General features: G+C 26.8%; 21 protein-coding genes, 1 tRNA gene, 1 other RNA gene and 1 pseudogene. 10 read left to right on the top strand and 14 right to left on the bottom strand.

The window, feature by feature from the left end; genetic code table 11:
- Positions 1-235: 235 nt before the first annotated feature.
- The 3 genes and pseudogenes from BOBLI757_RS00265 to rsmI form a co-directional block, all read right to left on the bottom strand.
- Positions 236-781, bottom strand: a pseudogene (locus BOBLI757_RS00265) (DedA family protein); the annotation flags it as partial.
- Between the two features lie 384 nt (positions 782-1,165).
- An RNA gene (rnpB, locus tag BOBLI757_RS03240) (RNase P RNA component class A) lies at positions 1,166-1,622 on the bottom strand.
- Positions 1,623-1,735: 113 nt separating this feature from the next.
- Positions 1,736-2,593 (bottom strand): 16S rRNA (cytidine(1402)-2'-O)-methyltransferase, encoded by an 858-nt coding sequence (rsmI, locus tag BOBLI757_RS00260; protein ID WP_046305356.1) that lies wholly within the window; start codon positions 2,591-2,593, stop codon positions 1,736-1,738.
- Positions 2,594-2,950: 357 nt separating this feature from the next.
- On the opposite strand from rsmI, the gene dolP reads away from it, so the two are divergent.
- Positions 2,951-3,532: a division/outer membrane stress-associated lipid-binding lipoprotein gene (gene dolP / locus BOBLI757_RS00255; protein ID WP_046304512.1), complete on the top strand. Its 582-nt coding sequence runs from the start codon at positions 2,951-2,953 to the stop codon at positions 3,530-3,532.
- A 511-nt stretch (positions 3,533-4,043) separates the two neighbouring features.
- Here the strand turns inward: dolP and rpsI are convergent.
- The 3 genes from rpsI to zapE form a co-directional block, all read right to left on the bottom strand.
- On the bottom strand, positions 4,044-4,436 hold the full coding sequence (rpsI, locus tag BOBLI757_RS00250; protein ID WP_046304511.1) for a 30S ribosomal protein S9: 393 nt from the start codon (positions 4,434-4,436) through the stop codon (positions 4,044-4,046).
- 25 nt (positions 4,437-4,461) lie between these two features.
- Complete coding sequence (gene rplM / locus BOBLI757_RS00245; protein ID WP_046304510.1) at positions 4,462-4,896, bottom strand: 50S ribosomal protein L13; 435 nt, start codon at positions 4,894-4,896, stop codon at positions 4,462-4,464.
- A 193-nt stretch (positions 4,897-5,089) separates the two neighbouring features.
- Positions 5,090-6,235 carry a cell division protein ZapE gene (gene zapE / locus BOBLI757_RS00240; protein ID WP_046304509.1) on the bottom strand — a complete coding sequence of 382 codons (1,146 nt, stop codon included), beginning with the start codon at positions 6,233-6,235 and terminating at the stop codon, positions 5,090-5,092.
- A 207-nt stretch (positions 6,236-6,442) separates the two neighbouring features.
- On the opposite strand from zapE, the gene BOBLI757_RS03395 reads away from it, so the two are divergent.
- On the top strand, positions 6,443-6,820 hold the full coding sequence (locus BOBLI757_RS03395) for a ZapG family protein (protein ID WP_046304508.1): 378 nt from the start codon (positions 6,443-6,445) through the stop codon (positions 6,818-6,820).
- A gap of 290 nt (positions 6,821-7,110) precedes the next feature.
- A complete protein-coding gene (gene degQ, locus BOBLI757_RS00230) occupies positions 7,111-8,481 on the top strand; it encodes a serine endoprotease DegQ (RefSeq protein WP_046304507.1) in 1,371 nt (456 codons plus the stop codon).
- A gap of 87 nt (positions 8,482-8,568) precedes the next feature.
- Here the strand turns inward: degQ and murA are convergent, their stop codons facing one another.
- Both murA and BOBLI757_RS00220 read right to left on the bottom strand, forming a co-directional pair.
- Positions 8,569-9,828, bottom strand: coding sequence for a UDP-N-acetylglucosamine 1-carboxyvinyltransferase (gene murA / locus BOBLI757_RS00225; protein ID WP_046304506.1), 1,260 nt, complete (start codon positions 9,826-9,828; stop codon positions 8,569-8,571).
- Positions 9,829-9,872: 44 nt separating this feature from the next.
- Complete coding sequence (locus BOBLI757_RS00220) at positions 9,873-10,121, bottom strand: BolA family protein (protein WP_046304505.1); 249 nt, start codon at positions 10,119-10,121, stop codon at positions 9,873-9,875.
- 383 nt (positions 10,122-10,504) lie between these two features.
- Between BOBLI757_RS00220 and lptC the strand changes: the two genes are divergently transcribed.
- From lptC to lptB, 3 genes are read left to right on the top strand one after another with little or no spacing between them, the layout of a single operon-like run.
- Positions 10,505-11,077 carry an LPS export ABC transporter periplasmic protein LptC gene (gene lptC, locus BOBLI757_RS00215; protein ID WP_071840881.1) on the top strand — a complete coding sequence of 191 codons (573 nt, stop codon included), beginning with the start codon at positions 10,505-10,507 and terminating at the stop codon, positions 11,075-11,077.
- Positions 11,078-11,129: 52 nt separating this feature from the next.
- Positions 11,130-11,585: a lipopolysaccharide transport periplasmic protein LptA gene (lptA, locus tag BOBLI757_RS00210; RefSeq protein WP_046305352.1), complete on the top strand. Its 456-nt coding sequence runs from the start codon at positions 11,130-11,132 to the stop codon at positions 11,583-11,585.
- A 54-nt stretch (positions 11,586-11,639) separates the two neighbouring features.
- The gene (gene lptB / locus BOBLI757_RS00205) at positions 11,640-12,365 is read left to right on the top strand and encodes an LPS export ABC transporter ATP-binding protein (RefSeq protein WP_046304504.1); all 726 of its coding nucleotides are present in this window, start codon (positions 11,640-11,642) and stop codon (positions 12,363-12,365) included.
- A 787-nt stretch (positions 12,366-13,152) separates the two neighbouring features.
- Here lptB and BOBLI757_RS00200 read toward each other — a convergent pair.
- From BOBLI757_RS00200 to BOBLI757_RS00180, 6 genes are all read right to left on the bottom strand, one after another.
- Positions 13,153-13,989 carry a metal ABC transporter permease gene (locus BOBLI757_RS00200; RefSeq protein WP_320408687.1) on the bottom strand — a complete coding sequence of 279 codons (837 nt, stop codon included), beginning with the start codon at positions 13,987-13,989 and terminating at the stop codon, positions 13,153-13,155.
- A gap of 73 nt (positions 13,990-14,062) precedes the next feature.
- Positions 14,063-14,731 (bottom strand): metal ABC transporter ATP-binding protein, encoded by a 669-nt coding sequence (locus BOBLI757_RS00195; protein ID WP_046304503.1) that lies wholly within the window; start codon positions 14,729-14,731, stop codon positions 14,063-14,065.
- Positions 14,728-14,868 carry a hypothetical protein gene (locus BOBLI757_RS03305; protein WP_158332960.1) on the bottom strand — a complete coding sequence of 47 codons (141 nt, stop codon included), beginning with the start codon at positions 14,866-14,868 and terminating at the stop codon, positions 14,728-14,730. Before BOBLI757_RS03305 ends, BOBLI757_RS00195 begins: the two co-directional genes overlap by 4 nt.
- A 234-nt stretch (positions 14,869-15,102) precedes the next feature.
- Positions 15,103-15,186: transfer RNA gene (locus BOBLI757_RS00190), tRNA-Leu, on the bottom strand.
- Positions 15,187-15,931: 745 nt separating this feature from the next.
- The gene (gene lptG / locus BOBLI757_RS00185) at positions 15,932-17,038 is read right to left on the bottom strand and encodes an LPS export ABC transporter permease LptG (RefSeq protein ID WP_046304501.1); all 1,107 of its coding nucleotides are present in this window, start codon (positions 17,036-17,038) and stop codon (positions 15,932-15,934) included.
- Positions 17,035-18,123: an LptF/LptG family permease gene (locus BOBLI757_RS00180; protein ID WP_046304499.1), complete on the bottom strand. Its 1,089-nt coding sequence runs from the start codon at positions 18,121-18,123 to the stop codon at positions 17,035-17,037. Before BOBLI757_RS00180 ends, lptG begins: the two co-directional genes overlap by 4 nt.
- Before the next feature lie 186 nt (positions 18,124-18,309).
- On the opposite strand from BOBLI757_RS00180, the gene BOBLI757_RS00175 reads away from it, so the two are divergent.
- The 4 genes from BOBLI757_RS00175 (at position 18,310) to argF (ending at position 24,486) form a co-directional block, all read left to right on the top strand.
- Positions 18,310-19,824, top strand: a complete 1,515-nt coding sequence (locus BOBLI757_RS00175) for a leucyl aminopeptidase (protein WP_046304497.1) — start codon at positions 18,310-18,312, stop codon at positions 19,822-19,824.
- 64 nt (positions 19,825-19,888) lie between these two features.
- The gene (locus tag BOBLI757_RS00170; protein ID WP_046304495.1) at positions 19,889-20,344 is read left to right on the top strand and encodes a DNA polymerase III subunit chi; all 456 of its coding nucleotides are present in this window, start codon (positions 19,889-19,891) and stop codon (positions 20,342-20,344) included.
- Positions 20,331-23,219 carry a valine--tRNA ligase gene (locus BOBLI757_RS00165; protein ID WP_046304493.1) on the top strand — a complete coding sequence of 963 codons (2,889 nt, stop codon included), beginning with the start codon at positions 20,331-20,333 and terminating at the stop codon, positions 23,217-23,219. Before BOBLI757_RS00170 ends, BOBLI757_RS00165 begins: the two co-directional genes overlap by 14 nt.
- 253 nt (positions 23,220-23,472) lie before the next feature.
- Positions 23,473-24,486, top strand: a complete 1,014-nt coding sequence (argF, locus tag BOBLI757_RS00160; RefSeq protein WP_046304492.1) for an ornithine carbamoyltransferase — start codon at positions 23,473-23,475, stop codon at positions 24,484-24,486.
- Positions 24,487-24,586: the final 100 nt, after the last annotated feature.

Here is a 24,586-nt window from a genome sequence, read left to right as displayed (position 1 = left end):
ATATTAAAAACAGTAAAAAAATAATTATTTAAAACATGCTTACTCTAAACAACAACATTATCTTATACCACTACTTTAAAAAATATTTATAAAGTCATTATTTCTTAAGTATACATACCGCTGTGCCATTTTATAAACTAATAGCCGACTTAATCACCAACGATAATGACACAAAATAAAAAAATGCTACACATTATAAATTATAATGCTCTTCTCTCTCGCTCATACCTCATTAAAAAACAATAGTATTACCCAATATAAAACCTAAAACGGTAAGAACTAATACCCATAAAAAAGCACTTATCCAATTAAAAAAATGAAAACGAAAACTACATAACCCAGAAAAACCAACAATTATTGGTAATAAAGTACGAATAAAAGCAATAAAACGACTAACAATTAAAGCAACAAATAAACCATGATTATGAAACATTTGATACGCGCGATGGTGATAATATTTAGGTAATCGAGCAAAACAACTCTGTATAAACTTATTATTTTCTAAAAATCTACCTTGCAAATAACTCATCCAACTACCTAAACTAGCAGCAACAGTTAGTAAACTCAAAGTAATAGGAAAACTTAAAGTGCCCTTTGAAATCAACACACCAGTAAAAATTAACAAACTATCTCCAGGTAAAAATGCTGCAGGTAAAACACCATTTTCTAATACAAGAACAATAAAAACCAATAAATAAATAACAAAAACTAAACTAAAATTAGAAAAAATTTCAAAATTATGTTGCCACAACGCGTACAATACATCCTTTAAAATATTCATTATTTACAATTCTCATTCAAGATACAATACCAATCTTGTACGCCATTATCCTGAAAAAATAAACCAAAAAACATTATGTTAACAAATAATATCGCACCTATTACACATATCATTAAATCATAACTTTATACAGAACCTGTAATAAATAAGACTAGTATACTATTATGATTCAAAACTATCAATAACACAGTTTATAAAAAAATAAAATTTAGTAGCACAATGAAAATAAAACAACAAAATATAAAGTTACATTATTCATTACTAATTTATTTTAACATAAAAACTTAAAACTCAATACACAAAAAAAACAAATTATTTTAATGTAATAAGAAAAATATATTTTTCAAAAAAAAATAAAAAACACATTAAACTAAAAAATATAAAAATTGGAGTTAACTGTAAGCCGGGTTCTGTCATGGATAATCATTCATCTAGGCCAATATTCACATATTGACTCAAAAGCGGCCCACCCAAAGTTCAATACGAGCCATATTTTACTGAACTATTATTTGGCCTTGCTCCAAGTGGAAGTTTACCATACCATATTTGTTACCAAAATATGTGGTGTGCTCTTACCACACCATTTCACCCTTACCTAATAATAATTTCGCTAATAATTAATATAACTTAATTAATACTTATACTACTATTAATAAAAAAAATTTAATAGGCGGTTTATTTTCTGTTGCACTAGTCGTAGATTCACATCTCCCAGGTGTTACCTGGCACTCTGCTCTATGGAGCCCGGACTTTCCTCTTTTTCTACTATTACTACATTAATTATTTTGTTAAATATTTTTAAATAATTAATCAAAGAAACAGCGATTATCTAGTTAACTCCATAAAAATACATGATAACTCTATGCTATTACAATAGCCCACCATATTATACATCACACAACTCCTACAGTACAAGATATATTATATATGTCTATGCTAAAAATAAAAACATTTTCATTTAACAGACATCATATAACGATAAAGATCATTTTTTTTTACACCATAAATTCTTGAAGCTAAAATAATAGCTGTTTTTAAAGATAATTCAGATGTCAATAATTTCACTGTATGTAAAATATCGGGAGATATTTTACTGCGTGTACAAACATATCCTGCAACAACCAAAACTATTTCACCACGATAACGAATATTATCAGCTCGTAACCAATTAAATAATTTTTGTATTGAAGCACCATAAATAGACTCCCATAATTTAGTCAATTCTCGAGCCAACACTACATAACGATCAGATCCAAAAATATTTAACATATCTTCCAAACTATCCATTAAACGATGCGTAGATTCATAAAATATCATCGTTCTTGGTTCTTTAAATAAAAATTTTAACCGTGCCAATCGCAGACTACGTTTAGATGGCAAAAAACCATCACAACAAAAGCGATCAGAAAACAATCCAGATGCAGACAAAGCAGTAATAGCTGCACATGCACCAGGTAAAGGTACTACTCTAATACCTTGCTGATGACAACATCTTACCAAGCGATACCCTGGATCATTAACAACAGGAGTGCCAGCTTTAGATACTAAAGCAATACTATATCCCAATTTTAATTTTGATAACAACTCTAAAATATTTCGTGTTTCATTATGAACATTAAATGAAAATAAAGATTGTCTGATAGAAAAATGTTGCAATAATAAACCAGTGTGACGAATATTTTCAGCAGCAACAAGATCAACGTTCTGTAAAACAGACAGCGCTCTACACGTTATATCTTCTAAATTACCAATAGGAGTTGGTACTATATATAAAGTTGAAGTAATAACTTTATTTGAAGAACACAATTGCATCATTTAATATCATTCTTACTATGGATTATTCTAAAAAATAATAAAAAAATAAAAAAATTACCTTATATATATTTTATAAAAAAACCAACATCAAGTTAATATATCACTATATATGTGTACTTATATAATCTATCTCTATATTATAAAATAACGCACAACATCATTAGAGTATAATATAAACACATTACCAATCAAAATTAATAAACATTATTAAATAATGATAACAATAACATCACGCATTAAACTAACAAGAATAACTTTTTACAAAAGATAAAAACTTTACAAAAATATTATTCATATTTTTTTATTTATCAACTATTTTATTAATTGCTAATTACTTAAATTTACGGTATAAAAATGAAAACTAAAATACATATTATACTACCAATACTATCATTATGTATTATAATCTTACAAAATTGTACGAGTGGAATAATGATTAGTACTGCTATAATCGCTGCTAAAAGTATCAATGACCCCCGCAGCATAGGTACACAAATAGATGATAAATTATTAGAAACTTATATTTCTAATAATTTATCAAAAGATAAAAATATCAAACAAAACACAAGAGTTATCAATACTGTATATCAAGGCAAAGTACTTTTAACAGGACAAGCTCCAAATAAAAAACTTGCTGAACGAGCCGTACAAATTTCAATAAAAACAAAAGGCACTAAACAGATATTCAACGAAATACGCTTACATCAACCAATATCTCTACGTAAAATATGTATAGATTTTTGGATAACTACTAAAATTCGCTCGTATCTAATTATTAAAAACAAAATTATACTATCAAATATAAAAATTCTTACAGAGAACAAAGAAGTATTTCTATTAGGAGAAATTACACATCAAGAAGAAAACATGTTAATAAATACAATCAGCAACATAAAAGATATAAAACACATCACCACTGCCTTTACTTATATATAACTTATATAAAATGTAAATTATACTTAGTCAAAATCATAAAAAAATACTAAAATTTTTTAATTAATCAAAAATATTCTTTATTACTATAAAAAATCAAACTGAATATGATGTAATATCAACATCCTTATTTTTACTATAAAAAAAGAAAAGATTAAAATTTTCGATATATTAAAATCAGAAAAATTGAACACAACAAAATATAAAATTTATATGTTACATAACAACTCAATCTTAATTTTATCCATCATCAATGCAAAAACATTATATAAAAATAAATAATAATAAATGTTAATACTTAACCTTATACTAAAACATCAAACTACTAATTATTTAAAAATTAATTTATCATGACCTAAAAAATTTTTCATTAATATTTAAAATACAAATATAAAAATACTGATGCAACTCATAAATCCATTATAAATCAAAGTTACTAAATTCATCACATACTCTTTTCTTTAATAAAATAAAAATGAAAATAATAACAAACTACAATGAGAAAAATCTACTATTATCGTTTAGAAAATTGTGGACTTTTTCGCGCCTTACGCAACCCAACCTTTTTACGTTCTACTTGTCGCGAATCTCGAGTAACAAACCCAGCATCTCGTAATTTAATACGCAATTCTTCATCATATTCTACTAATGCGCGAGTTATACCATGACGTACTGCACCGGCTTGTCCTAATACCCCTCCACCTTTAACAGTAATATATAAATCTAATTTATCCAACATATTTAATAAACGCAAAGGTTGAGTAACAATTATACGAACACTTTCCTGACAAAAATAGTCATCCCACACCTGTCTATTAATCACAATAATACCATGACCTTGCTTCATAAATACACGAGCAGATGCACTTTTACGGCGACCTGTACTATAATATTGATTGTTAATCATTAATTTATTACTCTTGTAATTATAATCAAAATTTTAAAATTCGAAGCTTTTGCGACATATGCAAATGTTTACCTTCAGCTTCAGGATAAACCTTAAGTTTACGATACATCATACGACCCAAAGGACCTTTAGGTAACATTCCCTTAACTGCAATTTCAATAATTCTTTCTGGATTAGATAACATCATTTTTTCAAAAGTTATTTCCTTTATCCCGCCAACATAACCAGTATGACGATAATATAACTTTTTCTTATACTTATTACCAGTGACAACGATATTTTTTGCATTCAAAACAACCACATAATCCCCAGTATCAACATGAGGAGTATACTCTTCTTTATGCTTACCGCGTAATACACAAGCTATACGAGATGCAAACCTCCCAAGAACATGATGCGTTGCGTCAATAACATACCATACATGTTCAACACTTTGTGAATTAGCAACAAACGTTCTCATTAAAATCATCCAAAATTTTATTTTACTAATAAATCTCTCTAATATATACACATTAAAATATACAATACTTTAAGATATTCTAATCGTAATAAACATAATTTAATAAAATACAGTCCGCTATATCTATTATCGTTTTATAATATCATAAAAATACAAACACAAACATGCATTAATTAATTAATTTAAAATACACTTAAGGATTATGCGGCAAATTAAAATATTCTTCTCCTTGCATTTCATATAATCTAGATAAACAACGTTGATATTCAAAATGTAACATATCTCCATTATATACTTCTGATATTGAAACAGAAGAAGTTATTACTAACTTAACACGACGTTCATATAACTCATCAACTAAAGACAAAAAACGACGAGCAACGTCTTCTTGATCGCTACCCATTTGTTGTACATTACGTAATAATATGCTATGAAATCTCTGAGCTAATATAACATAATCATTATAACACCAATTATTCTTACACAACTCAAAAAAATCTAATAATAAAACACCGTTAACGACTGCAATAATCGGTAATAATCTATTGTTTATTTTTAATAAAATCCTTTCTTTTTTAATAAAAAAAGATCTACCAGACAATACAACAAATATTTTCATCATTTGTTGATCAGAACTATCTCCTATTGGAACAAACCATAAATTACCTTTATCATTAACTTTAGACATACGATAATCGCAAACAGAATCAACATGAACAACATCACAATGGTTTTTAATTAAATTAATAACAGGTAAAAATCTACTACGTTGAAAACCATGAAGATAAAGCTGATCAGGAGCAATATTAGAAGTAATAACCAAAGTAATTCCACGTAAAAAAAAAGCTTCTACCAAAGTACCTAATAAAATTGCATCAACAATATCAGAAACAAAAAACTCATCAAAACATAATATATCAATATCTGTCTTAAATTTATCAGCTATAATCTCTAAAGGATTTTTATAACCTTGTAAATAAAAGACTTCTTTATGTAAATACACCATAAATCTATGAAAATGTAATCGTAACTTTCGCATACCAGGCAAGCTACGATAAAATAAATCCATCAATAAAGTCTTGCCGTTACCTGTAACACCCCAAATATAAAGACCTTTTATCACTTGTGGAATAGTATCCCTGTGACTTTTTCTAAATAAACAATCAATAAATTTATCAATTTTTTTTATTTTACGATTAGCAGTTTTATACTGACGAATAACAAATTGACGATGAATATCATTCATTTTCCTTAAAACTATTTCTTGAGAAAAATCATACTTATAATTTCCTTTTTCTAGCATTTTTTGATAAAGATAAAGAGGAGTAATGTTGTTCATCGTTAATTAATTTCCTTATTTTTTTTAAATATACTATGTGAATATAAACAAAAAACAAAATACTATTATTTATAATTTGAATAATTAATACTATGTAACTGGAATTTTCTAATTATAAGTCATATAATATTGGTATTTGTAACGTAATTAATACAAATCCCTAAATATTTATGAAAACTAAACCAAATACGTGGAGTACGTATAATAATGTGGAAATACATATCAATTAGCTTTATATTTGGCCTCATTCTTGGTATCATGATAGCATGGCTGAGACAATATATATTCAAACAAAATCTATCGATTAAAAACTATACACACAACAATATCAATAAATTAAACGAATATGAAACAAAACTAATCAATCATTTTACCCATATCGCAGCTTTATTAAACGATATTAATAATCATCATTGTAAATTCCATCAATATATGTCAAATAGTATACATGATTTACTAAAAAACAAAAATTTAGAATATAACGTAATACCATATAATGATTCATTAAGTAAAAAAAACAATAACGATCTCAAATCAAACAAAATGCAACCACGAGATTATTCAGAAAATATTACCGATAAATAAACACTTAGATAAAACTCAAAAAATTAATTACAATAATATCCAATTTAATATCTAACTGATCTAAATTAATGACCAACTAACATTAACAAATACTACAAAATACATCAATAGTATGTAATTACTAACAATATGCTGCAAAAATTATACATCACTTTAGACATCAAGTATAGTAACTGCAATTTTGTGTCCAACGCGTAATATAAAAATTGAACATATAAATTGCCCAAAAGTACAACATTAAAAAAATAAATCTACGATGATAACAAAACAAACTGAGAGTTAATATTTGAATGAAAATAATGTATTTATTTAAAATACTAGTACTTAATTTAATACTCATTTTTTTTTGCATGCCCTACAATAAGGCTGCGTTGCCAAACGAAATAACTGAAGAAAATATACCTAGTTTAGCTCCCATGTTGACCAAAGTACTACCTGCAGTAGTTAGTGTACATGTAGAAGGTACTCAACCAGTAAGAAAATTAACATTACCTAAAGAATTTAGGTACTTTTTTGGACCAGATATACCAGGTGGAAATATTGGATCACGACCATTTGAAGGATTAGGTTCGGGGGTAATCATTAATTCCACAAAAGGTTATATCATTACTAATAATCATGTGGTAAATGGTGCTGATAAAATTAAAATACAACTTAATGACGGACGTGAATTTCATGCTAAATTAGTAGGACATGATGAACAAACTGATTTAGCTTTATTGCAACTACCTAAATCAAAAAATCTTACTGAAATTAAAATGGCTGATTCTGATTCTTTAAAAGTTGGTGATTTTGCCATTGCTGTAGGAAACCCATTTGGATTAGGTCAAACAGCTACCTCTGGTATAGTTTCAGCATTAGGAAGAAGCGGATTAAATCTCGAAGGTTTAGAAAATTTTATTCAGACAGATGCCTCAATAAATCGAGGAAATTCTGGAGGAGCATTAGTCAATCTCCACGGAGAATTAATCGGTATTAATACCGCTATTCTTACTCCTGGAGGAGGTAATATTGGAATTGGTTTCGCTATTCCTAGTAATATTGTCAAAAATCTTAGTCAACAATTAATTGAATTTGGTGAGGTAAAACGTGGACAACTAGGAATTAAAGGAACAGAATTAACATCTGATATTGCTAAAGCATTTAATATAAATGCTCAACGTGGTGCATTTGTAAGCGAAGTTATACCTGGTTCTGCAGCAGCTAAAGCCAAAATTAAAGCTGGAGATATTATTATCTCAGTAGGAGAAAAACCAATACAAAGCTTTGCTGAATTAAGAGTAAAAGTAGGTACTACTGCACCTGGAAAAACTGTTACATTAGGTATCTTACGTAACGGTAAATTGCAAAACATTTCTGTAACACTAGATGATAGTACTTCTACAACTACTAGCGAAGAAATTTTAACTCCAGCATTACAAGGAGCATCATTAAGTAATGGATATTTAAAAGACGGCGCAAAAGGAATACAAGTAGAAGATGTAGTGAAAGAATCTCCTGCTGCAACTATTGGTTTACAAAAAGGAGACATAATAATTGGAGTAAATAGAGAAAGAGTACAAAACATTTCACAATTACGTAAAATACTCAATACAAAACCAACGGTAATGGCTTTAAATATTATAAGAGGAGATACTAATATATTTCTACTATTACGCTAATTTTATTGATTAAATATCTTAAACAAATAGTCACTTTTTATTTTATTCAGTTGTTTCAGTAAATTTGTTACAAAAAATTAACCCTTATCAAGATACGAGTCGCTCGATATTAGCACCCATTGTACGTAATTTTTTTTCTATACAATCATAACCACGATCAATATGATAAATCTGTTCTACTATTGTTACTCCTTGAGCAATGCAACCTGCTAAAACCAAACATGCAGATGCACGTAAATCAGTAGCTATAACTGTATTACCGAATAACATATTGACTCCATGACATATAACCGTATTACCTCTAATAATTGCATATGCACCCATACGCTTTAATTCTCGTATATGTGCAAAACGATTTTCAAATATAGTTTCTGTAATTGTACCACTTCCTTCAGCTACAAAATTTAATAAACTAAATTGAGCTTGTAAATCAGTAGGAAATCCTGGATATGGTGATGTACGTATAGTAACAGCCTTGGGACGTTGATCGTGCATATTTAAACTAATCCAATTCGTACCCACTTTTATTTCTGCACCAGCTTCACGTAATTTATTTAAAACCGTTAACAAAATATCTGCACGTGAATCCTTACATACAACATAAGATCGAGAAATAGCTGCTGCAATCAAAAAAGTTCCTGTTTCAATACGATCAGGAATAATCTTATATATACCTCCACCAAGACACTGAACGCCTTCAACAATAATACGATCACTACCAGCACCGATAACATTAGTTCCTAACATTATAAGAAAATTAGCTACATCAACAATTTCTGGCTCACAAGCTGCATTATCAATAATAGTTGTACCTTTAGCTAAAGTAGCTGCACTCATTACTGTAACTGTTGCGCCAACACTAATTTTACTCATTTTAACATGAGCTCCATGTAACCTATTACCTCGCACACATGCCTTTAAATACCCATTTTTAAATTTTATACATGCACCTAATTTTTCTAAACCATTAACATGTAAATCAACTGGTCTAGCTCCAATAGAACAACCTCCGGGTAAAGAAATTTCCCCATAACCAAACCTAGCAACCAATGGGGCTAATACCCAAATAGATGCACGCATCCTTCCGGCTAATTCGTAAGGAACGTAGTTAATATTAACACCACTTGTATCCACAGATACATATTTATCAAACACCACTTTAGCACCCAGCCTATTTAACAACTGAATAGTAATGTCAATATCTTTTAATCTAGGTACATTTTGAATTGTTACAAGTTTTGTAGTCAATAATGTAGCAAACAAAATAGGTAATGCAGCATTTTTAGAACCTGAAATTAATACCTCACCTCTCAATCTAGTAGGCCCTTGAATTATAAATTTATCCATATTACATTTCATCACTAAAAATCAATCTTATAATCATATAACAATTATTTTACTCTCTGTTTATACTTCCATTCTTCTGGAGTATATGTTCTAATAGATATAGAATGAATAAAATTATCAGAAATACACTCCATTAATGAAGAATAAATCAATTTCTGTTTATTTACTTGATTCATGTTTAAAAAAATTTTACCTATTGCAATAATATCATAATGCTTACCATCATTATTAACATATACCTCATCTAATGATAAAGACTGCATTAAAATATCTTCAATTTCATAGTTGTTCATAAGTCACAATTATTTATAAAAAACTAATTATTATCGCGATAAAAAATTATTCATTTATTCTAAAATATACTAAAATGTTTTGTACAAAACATTTTAGTATATAAATACATCTTGAAATTTAATAAAATATTTTAATAAAATTAAAAGCATAATTTAAATACTCTTGAATCATAATCTAGATTATATATTACACACATTCAAATAACTATGAATTATAAAAAATAACATATCAAAATATTATAATAATACACCTCGAACAAAATAATGTAAAAAACTATAAAAATAATATCGCTAATTATCATGAGCAATTATTTTATCAGCACATACTTAAATTTTTTTAATTACTTAATTACATCCATAAAAAATAACAAAAAACAATCAAAATGATAAAAAAATACATTCCACTAGTCTATATAATATCAAAATCATTATTACTAATAATTGTTACTATCATACTTTGTTCATCATATACACAATGTATTACACCAAAAAGATTACTCAACAACACTAACAATTACTCTTCACATAAAAATACAAACGCCACAATCATGATTTATGATACTAAAACAGGTAAATTAACATATAAAATTACTGCTAAAAATATATATCAACATAATACTACACAAAACATTTATTTCAAAAAAATATTCGCTACCATGTTTAATAAAGATCATGCACCTATATGGTATATTCAATCAGACCAAGCTAAACTCACTAATAAAAAAATATTATTACTATCAGGCAATATTCAAATAAATAATACATTAAAATCCTCTTCTTTAAAAAAAATTACAACAAATCACTCCATAATTGATTTAGTTACACATAATACTTATTCTGAAGATATTACTTTATATGGCAATTGTTTTATTTCCACAAGTATGAAAATGCGAAGCAATTTGAATAATAATATAATAGAACTTATAAGTCATGTTAAAACGTCATATACAATATAACCATTACAATCTACGACATATTCTAAAAATATTACTTATTATTATCCTATGTATGATAACATCACAATCGATATCTTTAAAGCAAAAAACTCAAAAACCAATATTAATAGAATCAAATCAACAATCAATCAACATGGTTACTAACACAATAACTTTCATTGGACAAGTTAATATTAACTATGACTATCTTAATATTAATGCGGATATAGTAACTATTAATTATGCACAAAAGGAGAAAAATAAATGTAAAATAATAGAAGGATATGGTAAACCAGCAACATTTAAACAATCATCACAAAATAAAAACAAATTAATTTATGGAAAATCACTAAAAATTTGTTATAAAACAAGTAGTAATACACTAACTTTAACAGGTAATGCTCACATAAAACTATTAAATAGTGAAATAAAAGGCAATAAAATTAATTACGTAATAAATAAAAACTATATTGAAGCATCAAACAAGCCTGGAAAACAAGTACTTACTACACTGGTGATATATACTTAAATTGCTAACAATATTGAATATAAATAAAAAACCTTCAACCAAGACACATAACATATGCCTATCCTAACAGCAAATAACATAACTAAAATGTATAAAAAAAAATGGATAATTAAGGATATTAATATACAAATATTATCAGGAAAAATTATTGGATTACTTGGACCAAATGGAGCTGGCAAAACCACTATATTTTATACTATTGCAGGCATTACTAAATGTAATTCTGGATGCATTTTAATTGATCAACAAAATATTACTAACTTACCTTTATATTATAGAGCAAAATTAGGAATTGGTTATTTACCTCAAGAATCATCTATATTTCAACAAATGAGTGTTTTTAATAATTTAATGTCCATTTTAGAAATACAAAAAAAATTAAATAAAAAGCAACGTTATGAACGTGTCATCCAATTAATGGATCAATTTAAAATTACTTACCTACATAATCATCTTGGATATTCTCTTTCTGGAGGAGAAAGAAGAAAAGTAGAAATTGCACGTGCAATAGCTGCAAATCCCAAATTCATTTTACTCGACGAACCTTTTTCCGGTATTGATCCTATTTCAATTACAGAAATCAAAGGAATTATAGAAAAACTACGACAATCCGGATTAGGAATATTTATTACTGACCATAATGTACGTGAAACATTAAATGTTTGTGAATATGCTTATATTGTCAACAAAGGAACTATAATAGCAACGGGAACGCCGTTAGAAATTTTAAAAAATAAAATAGTGCAGCAAACATATTTAGGTAACAATTTTTATCTCTAATTAAAATGACATACTTAAAATAATGGAAAAAACAAAATTTTAAATAAAAAATTATTTAAGATATATAAAAACAAACTATAACTATTAAGCTTCAATAACACTGTTAAATTACAATTAAAATGATGAATTAAAAACCATGACATCTAAATATAAATAAAAAATAAAAAAAAATCAAAAATAGATTTTAATAAATTAATAATTTATAATACTTATCACTATTATATTACAATAGTTAAATTTATTACTAAAAACAAAATTATGATAAAATCAATCATATACGTCCTACTAATATAATAGTTACTGTCAAAATGTAAAAATAATTTCAATACACAAAAAATATAAAAATAAATTATTTAACCTAAAATAACAACACACAACCTATCTTGTCGAATATTAAAAACATATTAACAAAAATGACAATTATGCAAAAATCAATATAAATTATGAAATTACAATTAAAATACTAAAAGCCTTATAATCTAAACATTTAATCTACGCGTTTATTAATATAAAAATTAAAAACACTTTCACTTTATACAGATCATCGCGAATAATTTAACTATTTCATATGACGATACCTATAATGCAATAAAAAACAAAATGAACAAAAAAATACTAAAACGTATTTGATCATTTAACAAATGCAAACCCATTAATAATAAATAATAAACCTGAAAAAAACTATATTACAAACTTTATAATATACTGTTATTATAATAATTTTATAATGATAATATTAATTAAATATATAAATATAAACAAAAAAATCTTGATATCTTATTAATTACTAATTATATTTCCTCAATAGCACGGATATAAAAAACATTATATTAGCTAATAATATAATAATTGGGCCGGCAGGTAAAGAAAGATAAAATGAACAAATTAATCCACTCCATGAACAAAAAAGAGAAACCAATATTGAAAATAATAACATCTTCAATAAATTAGTAGTCCAACATCGAGCTATTAAAACAGGTAATATCATTAACCCTATGGACATCAAAGTCCCAATCAATTGAAAACTAGCTACCAAATTAAGTACTACAAGACTTAAAAAAAATATTTGAATAAATCTAGAATACCAAGAATTAGTTACATTCGTTAAAAAATCTGAATCAAAAGCTTCAATTACAAATGCACGATAGAATACAGCAAAAATTATCAAAGTTATACTTACTACAACACCTATATAATTAAGACAAGCAATATCTATTAACATGATAGATCCAAATAATATATGTAACAAATCAATTTTAGAATCACTTAATGACATCAATAAAACACCTAAAGATAAAGATCCTAAATAAAATCCAGAAAAACTAGCATCTTCTTCCAATAAAGTTTGTGAAGAGATCCATACAGAAACAATTACAACCAATATGCCTGAAATTATTCCACCAAAACCCATAATCATCATTGATGTATTATCCAAAAAATATCCAACAACTACTCCCGGCAAAATAGCATGAGATAATGCATCACCCATTAAACTCATACGACGTAAAAACAAAAAACTACCTATTAGTGTAGTACTAATTGACAAAGCACAACAAGCAATCATAGCCCTACACATAAACCCATGATGCATAAAAGGATCAAACAATAAATGAAATAACATCATAAATTTTTTATTTACCTAAAATACTAACCAACATATAATTGATATTTTAATTATATAAAATAATACTAAAAAATTAATACTTTTTCATACTCAACACTTTGAAAGAAGTGCCCCACACATTACAAATATTATCCAATAACAATACATTAGGAAAATTTTCTAGTATTAAACGATTATCATGTAATACTGCAATAATAGTGCATCCTTGATGATGTAAATTATTAACAGCTGACATAATTAAATTAGATGTCTGTAAATCAATATTATTAAATGGTTCATCTAATAAAATTAATGGCGCTCGTTGTACTAATAATCTAGCAAATAACATACGCTGAAATTCACCAGTTGATAAGGAAGAAATATTTTTATGATATATTTTGGTCAACTCCACTGCAGCTAATGATTTCCAAATAATTTTTTGCTCAAAATAATCAGTTTCTTTCAATAATCCTATAACCGGGAAACAACCCATGGCAACAACATCAAAAACTGTAATTGGAAATTGATGATCAATCTTTACTGACTGAGCTAAATAACCTATACGAGGTTGTCCTTGAAAGCCAAATGTTATTGTTCCAGAAATAGGTGATAATATACCAGCAAGAGTTTTTAATAAGGTTGTCTTCCCTGAACCATTATTCCCAACTACAGCTGTCATACTCCCATATTTAAAGCGACCATGAAAAAGAGATCCTATTGCACAACCATAATAACCAATTAGAACATCATTTAACTTCATCATAATAAAGTTGAATACCACAAAATAATAAACCATAAAAAAAACAATATTACTAACACTAATACTAAACGTGTTATACTTGAAATAATAAATAATCTTATACCTAAAGATAAACGTCGTGGTTTTAACGAAAATAACATGATGATTTTACCAGTAGGGTATAGTAGTGTAATGTTATCACATTACACTACTATAAAAAACACATTATATTAATCATAAAACATACACCAGAAAATTTACATAATACATATAACACAAAACTAAAACAACTAACACCACCTATACAATTAAGACCGTGCACAGATTTTACAATCAAACAATCACATCAAATAATTAATACATTCAAATATCGTATAATACTAAAATAAAACAACTACCGAAGGCCGGACTCGAACCGGCAAATACCTATCGGTGATTGATTTTGAGTCAATTGCGTTTACCAATTTCGCCACTTCGGCAAATTCAAACATGAATTAATATCACAATAAAATCTTGTTAGTCAAATTTTCATAAACAGACAACACTGAACTAAATATACTTGAAAAAAATAATGCATACAAGTTTTAATTAAAAAAATTAGACAAATTATACAACTATATTTTATAACCTAAATATATTTAAAAATTAGCATAGATACATTAACAAAACTTATTCTTAATATCTGTAAAAAAACATTAATATGATAGTTTTGCACAACACCAAAACTGATTACATACTAAAGGATTCTTAAAAAAAAAATAAAAACAATTTTAACAACCATAATAAATGCTAAAAATATTTTTTTATTACACAGATTATAACATCAACCAAAATTAATGCATAATATATAGAATTAAACAAATATATACCCAAAATGTCAATAAATAGAATTAAAAGAATAACCGCAATAAAAATTATAAACACATTCAAATACTAAATATTTTTCGTTAATGATCATTAAATAAAAATTATAAAACAATCGCTTAATAACTTTTTTGTACTTTAAAATACTTAAAAAACACTAAAAACAATACAACTGTATAATTATTAGTATAATCTTAAAATAATTTAAATTAACAATTTACTCATTTTCAAAAAACATAAACCGTGATTTTTAATAGCCACGTATATTCAACAAATAAATATACGATAATTATCATAATAGCCAACAAAAACACTAAATCAATCAACATAGATAAACTATGAGGTCAGGAATAAATTCTATCAATGATATTTATATAACAAAAATACACCAATAATCACAAACATCATGTTAGGCAACATTACACCAACAACCGGTGGAATGTCAAAATTTATACTCAATATACCACATACCTTACATAAAACATAAAATAAAAAACCAAATCCTATACCCAACAGTATTCTTATCTCCGTTTTTATACCATGAAATACACATAAAATACAAAACACACCAATAAACATCATTATCAATGATGATAAAGGTAAAAAAATTTTACTCCACAAATAAAATTTATAATATCCAGAAAATTGATGACTTTGATCAAGATATTTTATATAATTAAATAATAAAAAAATAGGACAAGAACTAATTTTTCTATTCATTAGTAACAACACATCCGGTGTTAAAGTAGTTTTCCAGGTAACACTTGAAATATACCTATTCACTAAACAATGAATATCACCAAAATCTAATTCACTAATATCAAACAATTTCCAAAAAACACCATCAAAAATTGCATACTTTACGTGTCGTATTATTTTTAACCTTATTTCATCATCAAAATGATAAATATCAACACCAAATAATTTATTTCTATTAATTACTTGTTTTACAAAAACAAAATCATTACCATCTTTCATCCATAAATTATTTTTAATATTGTAACTAATATTATTATTACACATTTTATTAATGCAAACATCACCGATAAAACGTTCAGTAATCGATGATACACATTCACTAATAATAATCATCAACAATATCATTAATATAGCAATTTTAACTATTGCTCCAACTATTTGCAAATGACCAAACCCAACTAATTCCATAATAACCAATTCATTACGATTTGAAAGCAAACCCAACCCTATTAACGTACCTAATAATACACTCATAGGAAAAAAAACTTCTATTTCCTTGGGAATATTCAAAAAAACATAAATCAAAGAACACAACAATGAACTATCATTTTGCCCTAACTTACGTAATTCATCAATAAACTTTACTAAACTAGACAATGATATCAATACAAATAATGCAATACCCGTAAAACTTAAAATTAACCTACCAATATAACGATCTAAAATGAAAAAAACCAATTTTATACCCCTGACATAATAAAAAATCATCTCCGAAACTTTATATAAACAAAATTATTAAAACTTAAGATCAAACCTATAACACAATATAATATATTAACCAACCACATTAAGAACTTAATATAATCACAACTATTACTAATACCATAAAAACGTAATGAAATCTGTAATAAGAAAAAAAACAAGCATAATAACACTCCTGGTAATATGTCTAAAAAATAACTTCGTCGTAGACAATTAACGGATAAAGAAACACTAATAATAGACATAATAAAAACCGATATTATTAAAGTAAGTCTCCAATGTAACTCTACATTGGCTTTTATAATATTCGCATTCCACAAACTACTCATACTCATTTGTTCAATACTAAAATATTGGTTGGATATTTTATCATAATGCAACAACACTCGATGCGTATTAAAATCAGTAACATAAATATTGTAATGAAACCTATCACAACTACTACAACCCTTATAGTAAATTCCTTGATTTAAAATAAATAATCTTGTATTATCAATTTGTTGATTAATCAAACCTGTTTTAGCAGTTACTAAAGATAAAACTTCATAAGTGTCAGGTTTAAGTTGAAATATAAAAATATTTTTGCATTGGTTTTTATCCATTTGATGAGTAAAAAACATCAAACGATCATCATTAAAAAAATAAAACCTACCCCCCATAACATTTGAAGTGTGAAAATAATATTTCATATTGGTCAATAACTGACTACAATAACATGAAGATAATGGAGAAATCCAAAAAACATTAATAATTACACAAACAGCAGTAAACATACTAAGCATGCATGCCGCACGAAATATATAATTATTTCCTAAACCACAAGCATACATCGCAGTAATTTCATTACTAACACATAAATATTTTAAAGTTATTAATAATCCCAAAAATAAACTAAAAGGCAAAATTAATTTTAATATCTCCAATAAACTAAATAAAACAAAAAACAACGCATAACATACTGGAATATTGCTATCTACAGATACACTTAAGACTTGTATTAACTTTTGGCAAAAAAAAACTGCAAATAAAATAAATAATATAATTAACTGATTTCTAAATACCATTTGTACCAAATATTTTGTAATAATCACACGTTATTAATCCCAAACACATCTTCATAATCATATGATACACATATTTTACACAGTATTTAAAATATTAAGCAACCCATATCATGACAATAAAGAACATAAAGAATAAAACCAAAACTACACATCTTAACAAGAAATTTACGAATTATTAAACAACATTTTAATAACTAAATCCTAGAGACTAATATGAAATTTAACATGAAAAAAATTGATTTAACAAAAGAACATAATGCCTTTGTTGTAATAGGTGTATTTGAAAAACAACAATTATCATATTCTGGAAACAAAATTAACGATTTAAGCGAGGGATATATTAAATATAACTTACATGCAAGCAATTTTACCGGTAAAATAGGAGAAACTTTATTTCTGTATAACATTCCTAATTTTCCATCCAAACATATCCTGTTAATTGGATGTGGAAAAGACACAGAAATAACTGATAAAAAATACAAAAAAATAATCCATAAATTAACTAATGCGTTAATTAATACTATTTTTACCAAATCAATTTACTATTTAAACGAAATAAACGTAATAAGTCGTAATCAGTATTGGAAAATAAAACAAAGCGTAGAAATAATTTGTGAAATATTATACACTTTTGAACAATTCAAAACAAAAAATAAAAAAAAACATTGCAAAATTGATAACATTATATTTCCTATAACAAATGAACAATCAATACAAGACGGGCAAAAAGCAATCCAACATGGACTTGCAATAGCAAACAGCATAAATAACACCAAAAACCTAGCTAATATGCCTCCAAATATTTGTAACGCTAACTATTTAGCAAATAAACTTCAACAACTATCAAATAATAATGATAAAACAAATATCTCAATTATTAATGAGCAACAAATGAAAAAATTAGGTATGAATTCTTATGTAGCGGTAGGACAAGGTTCAAGCAATAAAACAATAATGTCGATAATAAAATATCAAGGACATCCAAATAAAAACACAAAACCCATTATTTTAATAGGAAAAGGAGTAACCTTTGACTCTGGAGGACTTTCTATAAAAACATCCGATAAATTAGACGAAATGAAATTCGACATGTGCGGAGCTGCTGCCACATACGGTGTAATGCACATGGCAATTAATCTCAAATTACCATTAAACATAATAGGTGTGATTGCTGGATGTGAAAATATGATAAGTAATAAATCATTACGACCTGGTGACATTTTATCTTCTTTATCTGGACAAACTATAGAAGTATTAAATACAGATGCCGAAGGTCGTTTAATATTGTGCGACACTTTAACTTATATAGAAAAATTTGATCCTGAAATTGTTATTGATATAGCTACTCTAACAGGAGCATGTATCATTGCATTAGGCCATCATTATAGCGCCTTAATGTCTAATTATCAACCTTTAGCCAACGAACTTATATTAGCATCAAGACAATCAGGAGATTATATATGGCAACTACCATTAGTAGAGGAATTTCAAGAACAATTAAAATCCAATCTTGCTGATATGAAAAATGTTGGTGGTAAAGCAGCCGGAACAATAACAGCGGGATGTTTTCTTTCAAAATTTACAAAAAAATATCACTGGGCACACTTAGATATCGCTGGAACTGCCTGGACATCTGAACCAAATAAAAATGCTACAGGTAGGCCAGTAGCGTTATTATCTCAATTTTTACTTAATAGAGTAAATTCAAATAAACAATTAAATGAGTAAATGATTTACAAAAATTTAATAAAAAATTTTAGTAAAATAATATATAAACTTAATATTTCTAAATATGCAAACTGTAACTTTTTATATATTAAATAAAAATATCACACATAACAAGCTAACACCTACAGAAACATTTGCTTGTAAAATAGCAATAATAAAATGGCGAGAAGGCAACCGTATACTCATAATATGCAACAACAACAATCAAGCTATTAACATAAATACAGCACTATGGGAATATGAAATTAACTCTTTTATACCGCATGATTTGATTAAAAATAAAAAAATAGAAAAAAACATACCGATACTAATTAGTTCTCAATATCACAAAATTAAGACACAAAATGTTCTATTAATTACTTTAATTACCCAAAATATAAAATTTTCTCATAATTTTAATAATGTGATAGAATTAGTTCCAAATGATGAACTTTCAAAACAATGGGCACGTCAGCGGTATAAAGAATATAAGAAAATTGGTGCAACATTGATTACGGTCAAAACATATGAAAAAAAATAACTCTACAGTAAATTCAACATATAACCCAAAGCACATAGAACAATTTTTTTATAATTTATGGGAAAAAAAAAATCTTTTTACATTTGATAGCAGCACTGCACAAAAAAATAATTTCTGCATAATGATGCCCCCACCAAACATGACAGGTACTTTACATCTAGGACATGCTTTCCAATACAGTATCATGGACACATTAGTTCGTTATCAACGTATGCTAGGAAAAAATACTTTATGGCAAACTGGTATTGATCATGCGGGAATTGCTACAGAAATAATAATGGAACGCAAAATTCTTTTAGAAGAAGGTAAGAATCGTCACGAATATAACAAAGAAAAATTCATAAAAAAAATATGGGAATGGAAAAAAACATCAACAAACATTATTAATAATCAAATGCGTCGTTTGGGAATCTCAGTAGATTGGACGCGAGAAAGATTTACTATGGATGACCATATGTCCCATGCAGTACAAGAAGTATTTATCAGATTATACCAAAAAAATTTAATATATCGAGATAAAAGATTGGTCAATTGGGATAATAAATTACAAACAGTAATATCTGACTTAGAAGTGGAAAATAAACAAGTAAAAGGTTGTATGTGGTACTTACGTTACACTTTAGCCGATGGAATTCAAACTATAAATAAATCAAATTATTTAGTTGTAGCAACTACCCGTCCAGAAACGATATTTGGTGATGTAGCTATAGCAATCAATCCTATGGATCATCGTTACAACAACTTAATAGGAAAATTTGTAATATTACCAATAATAAATCATCGCATTCCAATCATTGCCGACAAAAAAATTGATTTACAACAAGGCACGGGGTGCGTTAAAATCACCCCTGCACACGATTTTAATGATTACACAATAGCTAAAAATCATAAATTACCATTAATCAACATTTTCACATATGATGGACATATCTGCAATAAGGCTAAAATAATAAAAAATTTTCAAAATACTAAAAATATTTCATATCGATATATACCTACATCTTTTCAAAACTTAGAAAAAAACATTGCACGCAAAGAAATTATAAAAGAACTTGATAGACTAAAATTATTACAAAAAACACAAGAACACATATTAACCATACCTTACGGAGCACGCAGCGGAATAATACTTGAACCCATGTTAACAAATCAATGGTATCTCAGTACAAAACCTTTAGCAAAACAAGCCATTCAAGCTGTAGTAAATGGTGATATACATTTCGTATCCAAAAAATATGAAAAAATGTATTTTCATTGGATGCATAACATTCAAGATTGGTGCATATCCCGACAAATATGGTGGGGACATCCTATTCCTGTTTGGTATGATAATCATGGTAAAATATATGTAGGACATAATGAAGAAGAAATTAGAAATAAAAATCAACTTAGTAAAAAAATAATACTGAATAAAGAAAGCAGTGTTTTAGATACATGGTTTTCCTCTAGTATATGGACATTTGCTGCATTAGGATGGCCCAATGATAATCTTGTGCTACGTACATGCCATCCTACTGACATTATAATTAGTGGTTTTGATATCATTTTTTTTTGGATAGCACGAATGATCATGTTAACAATGCATATTCTGCAGGACAATAACGGAAAACCACAAATACCATTTAAAACTATTTTTATTACTGGATTAGTACGTGACGAACAAGGAAAAAAAATGTCAAAATCAAAAGGAAATACTATAGATCCTGTAGATATAATAGATGGTATTTCTATAAATGATTTAATTAAAAAACGCATAAAACATTTATTGCAACCAAAACTTAGTGAAAAAATTAAAAAAGCAACAAAAAAACAATTCCCTAATGGAATTAAATCATATGGAACTGATGCACTACGTTTTACGATGCTTTCATTATCTTCAAGCGGACGAGATATCATTTGGGATACACAACGTTTAGAAGGTTACCGAAACTTCTGTAATAAAATTTGGAACGCAAGTCTCTTCATAATTGCAAATACAGAAAATCATGAATGTGGAATATTTAATGATAATATAAAAATCTTTTCCTTAGTAGATAAATGGATATTTACTAAATTCCACCAAACAATAAAATTATTTCAAAAACAATTAAACCAATATCGTTTTGATCTTGCTGCCAATACATTACATGCATTTATTTGGCATCAATTCTGCAATTGGTACTTAGAATTCGCCAAAACAATAATAAACAAAAAAGAACATTCCGTACTTGAACTATGTAGCACCCGTTACACTTTAATAATTATACTAGAATCATTACTTCGTTTAGCACATCCAATGATTCCATTTATTACAGAAGCAATATGGCAAAAAATTAAAACAATAGTTGGACTCTCCAATCACGAAAGTATTATGACTCAACCATTCCCCAATCCTAATAATTATACAATTGATCCTCAAGCATTTCACGATGTAGAATGGATAAAAAAAATAATTACAGCAATAAGAACAATAAAAAGTAACATGCGTACATCAACCAACCAAGCAATATCCATTTTATTACGTTGTGAATCATTAACAACAGAAAAAAAAATAACAGATAATTTATTTATAATTAAAAATATAACAAAACTAAACAATGTTACTATATTATCAAAACAAGAAAAAGTCCCACCATCTTTATCTTTTATCCAAAAAGATATAGAAATTTTTCTACCTATAAACACACTAGATAAACAAAACGAACTAACCAAACTAAGCAAAGAACTAACAAATCTAGAAAAAAAAATAATTATTTCAGTACATAAATTAAATAACCAATCTTATATTACTCATGCTCCAAAAAATATAATTTCAAAAGAACAAGAAAAATTAAAAACATATCAAAATAAAAAAATAAAAATATTAAAACAACAAAAACTAATAATGCAATCATAATAACAACTGTTCTTACTCTAAAACAAAAATTATTAATTAAAACAATTTACAAATAATTACTAATTTAATATCCTTAAAAAATCACTAGTGTAATTTTTACTTAAATTCATAAAATTTATAAACTGAATAAAATAAAAATATATGCAGTCTTTTATAATTGATATACAAACTTAAAATATCTAATATAATTTCATAAAAAACTTAAATTATAAAAATAAATTAAAAAATTTCGTGTAATTATGGACAACATTATATGAATTGTTTATATCAAAAATCTTTTATAAGATTAATGGACTATTCATTTGATGAAATTAATCAATTGATAACATTGGCCTTTAACTTAAAAAAACAAAAATATAAAAAACAAGAAACGCAATATCTAATAAATAAAAATATAGTGCTTATTTTTGAAAACAACTCAACTCGTACTCGATGTGCTTTTGAAGTTGCTGCATTCGATCAAGGGGCGCATGTAACTTGCTTAAATCCAAGTATCAGTCAAATCGGACATAAAGAATCTATTAAAGATACAGCTAAAATTTTAGGACGTATGTATGATGGTATTCAATATCGAGGTTACAATCAAAAAATTGTCAAAACTTTCGCACAAAATGCAGGTGTTCCCGTATGGAATGGATTAACTGCCGAATTTCATCCAACTCAATTGCTTGCTGACCTAATGACTATGCGAGAACAACAACCCAATAAAAATTTTAATCAAATGAAATTAGCATATCTTGGTGATGCGCGTAATAACATAGGTAATTCTTTATTAGAAGCTGCCGCATTAACTGGTATAGATTTACGTCTTGTAGCACCTAATGCTTACTGGCCCGTACAAAATTTATTTAATATATGCAAAAAAATGGCGAAAATTAATAACGGAAATATAACCCTTACTGAAGATATATCGATTGGAGTCAAAGATGTTGATTTCTTATATACTGATGTATGGGTTTCTATGGGAGAAAATGAAAAAGTATGGGAAAAACGTATTTCTTTATTACGTAAATATCAAATTAACAGATCCATGTTATATCAAACTGGCAATCCAAATGTAAAATTTTTACATTGTCTGCCAGCATTTCACGATGATCAAACTACCATAGGAAAAAAAATAGCTCAACAATTTAATTTAATTGATGGACTAGAAGTAACAAACGACATTTTTGAATCCTCACATAGTGTGGTATTCGATCAAGCAGAAAATAGACTACATACTGTAAAAGCATTAATAGTAGCAACTTTAATACCAGATTTAAATTAATTAAACTAATTAATACACATCATTTACTTATAACAAAATAAACACAGCATCATTTTAACAATAATTATTATTACACAATTAATAAAACGATACATTAAAA

The organism is Blochmannia endosymbiont of Camponotus (Colobopsis) obliquus, assembly GCF_000973545.1.
Taxonomy (GTDB): domain Bacteria; phylum Pseudomonadota; class Gammaproteobacteria; order Enterobacterales; family Enterobacteriaceae; genus Blochmanniella.
Note: the sequence above shows the minus strand (reverse complement) of the source record. Positions and strands in the feature narration are given on the sequence as shown.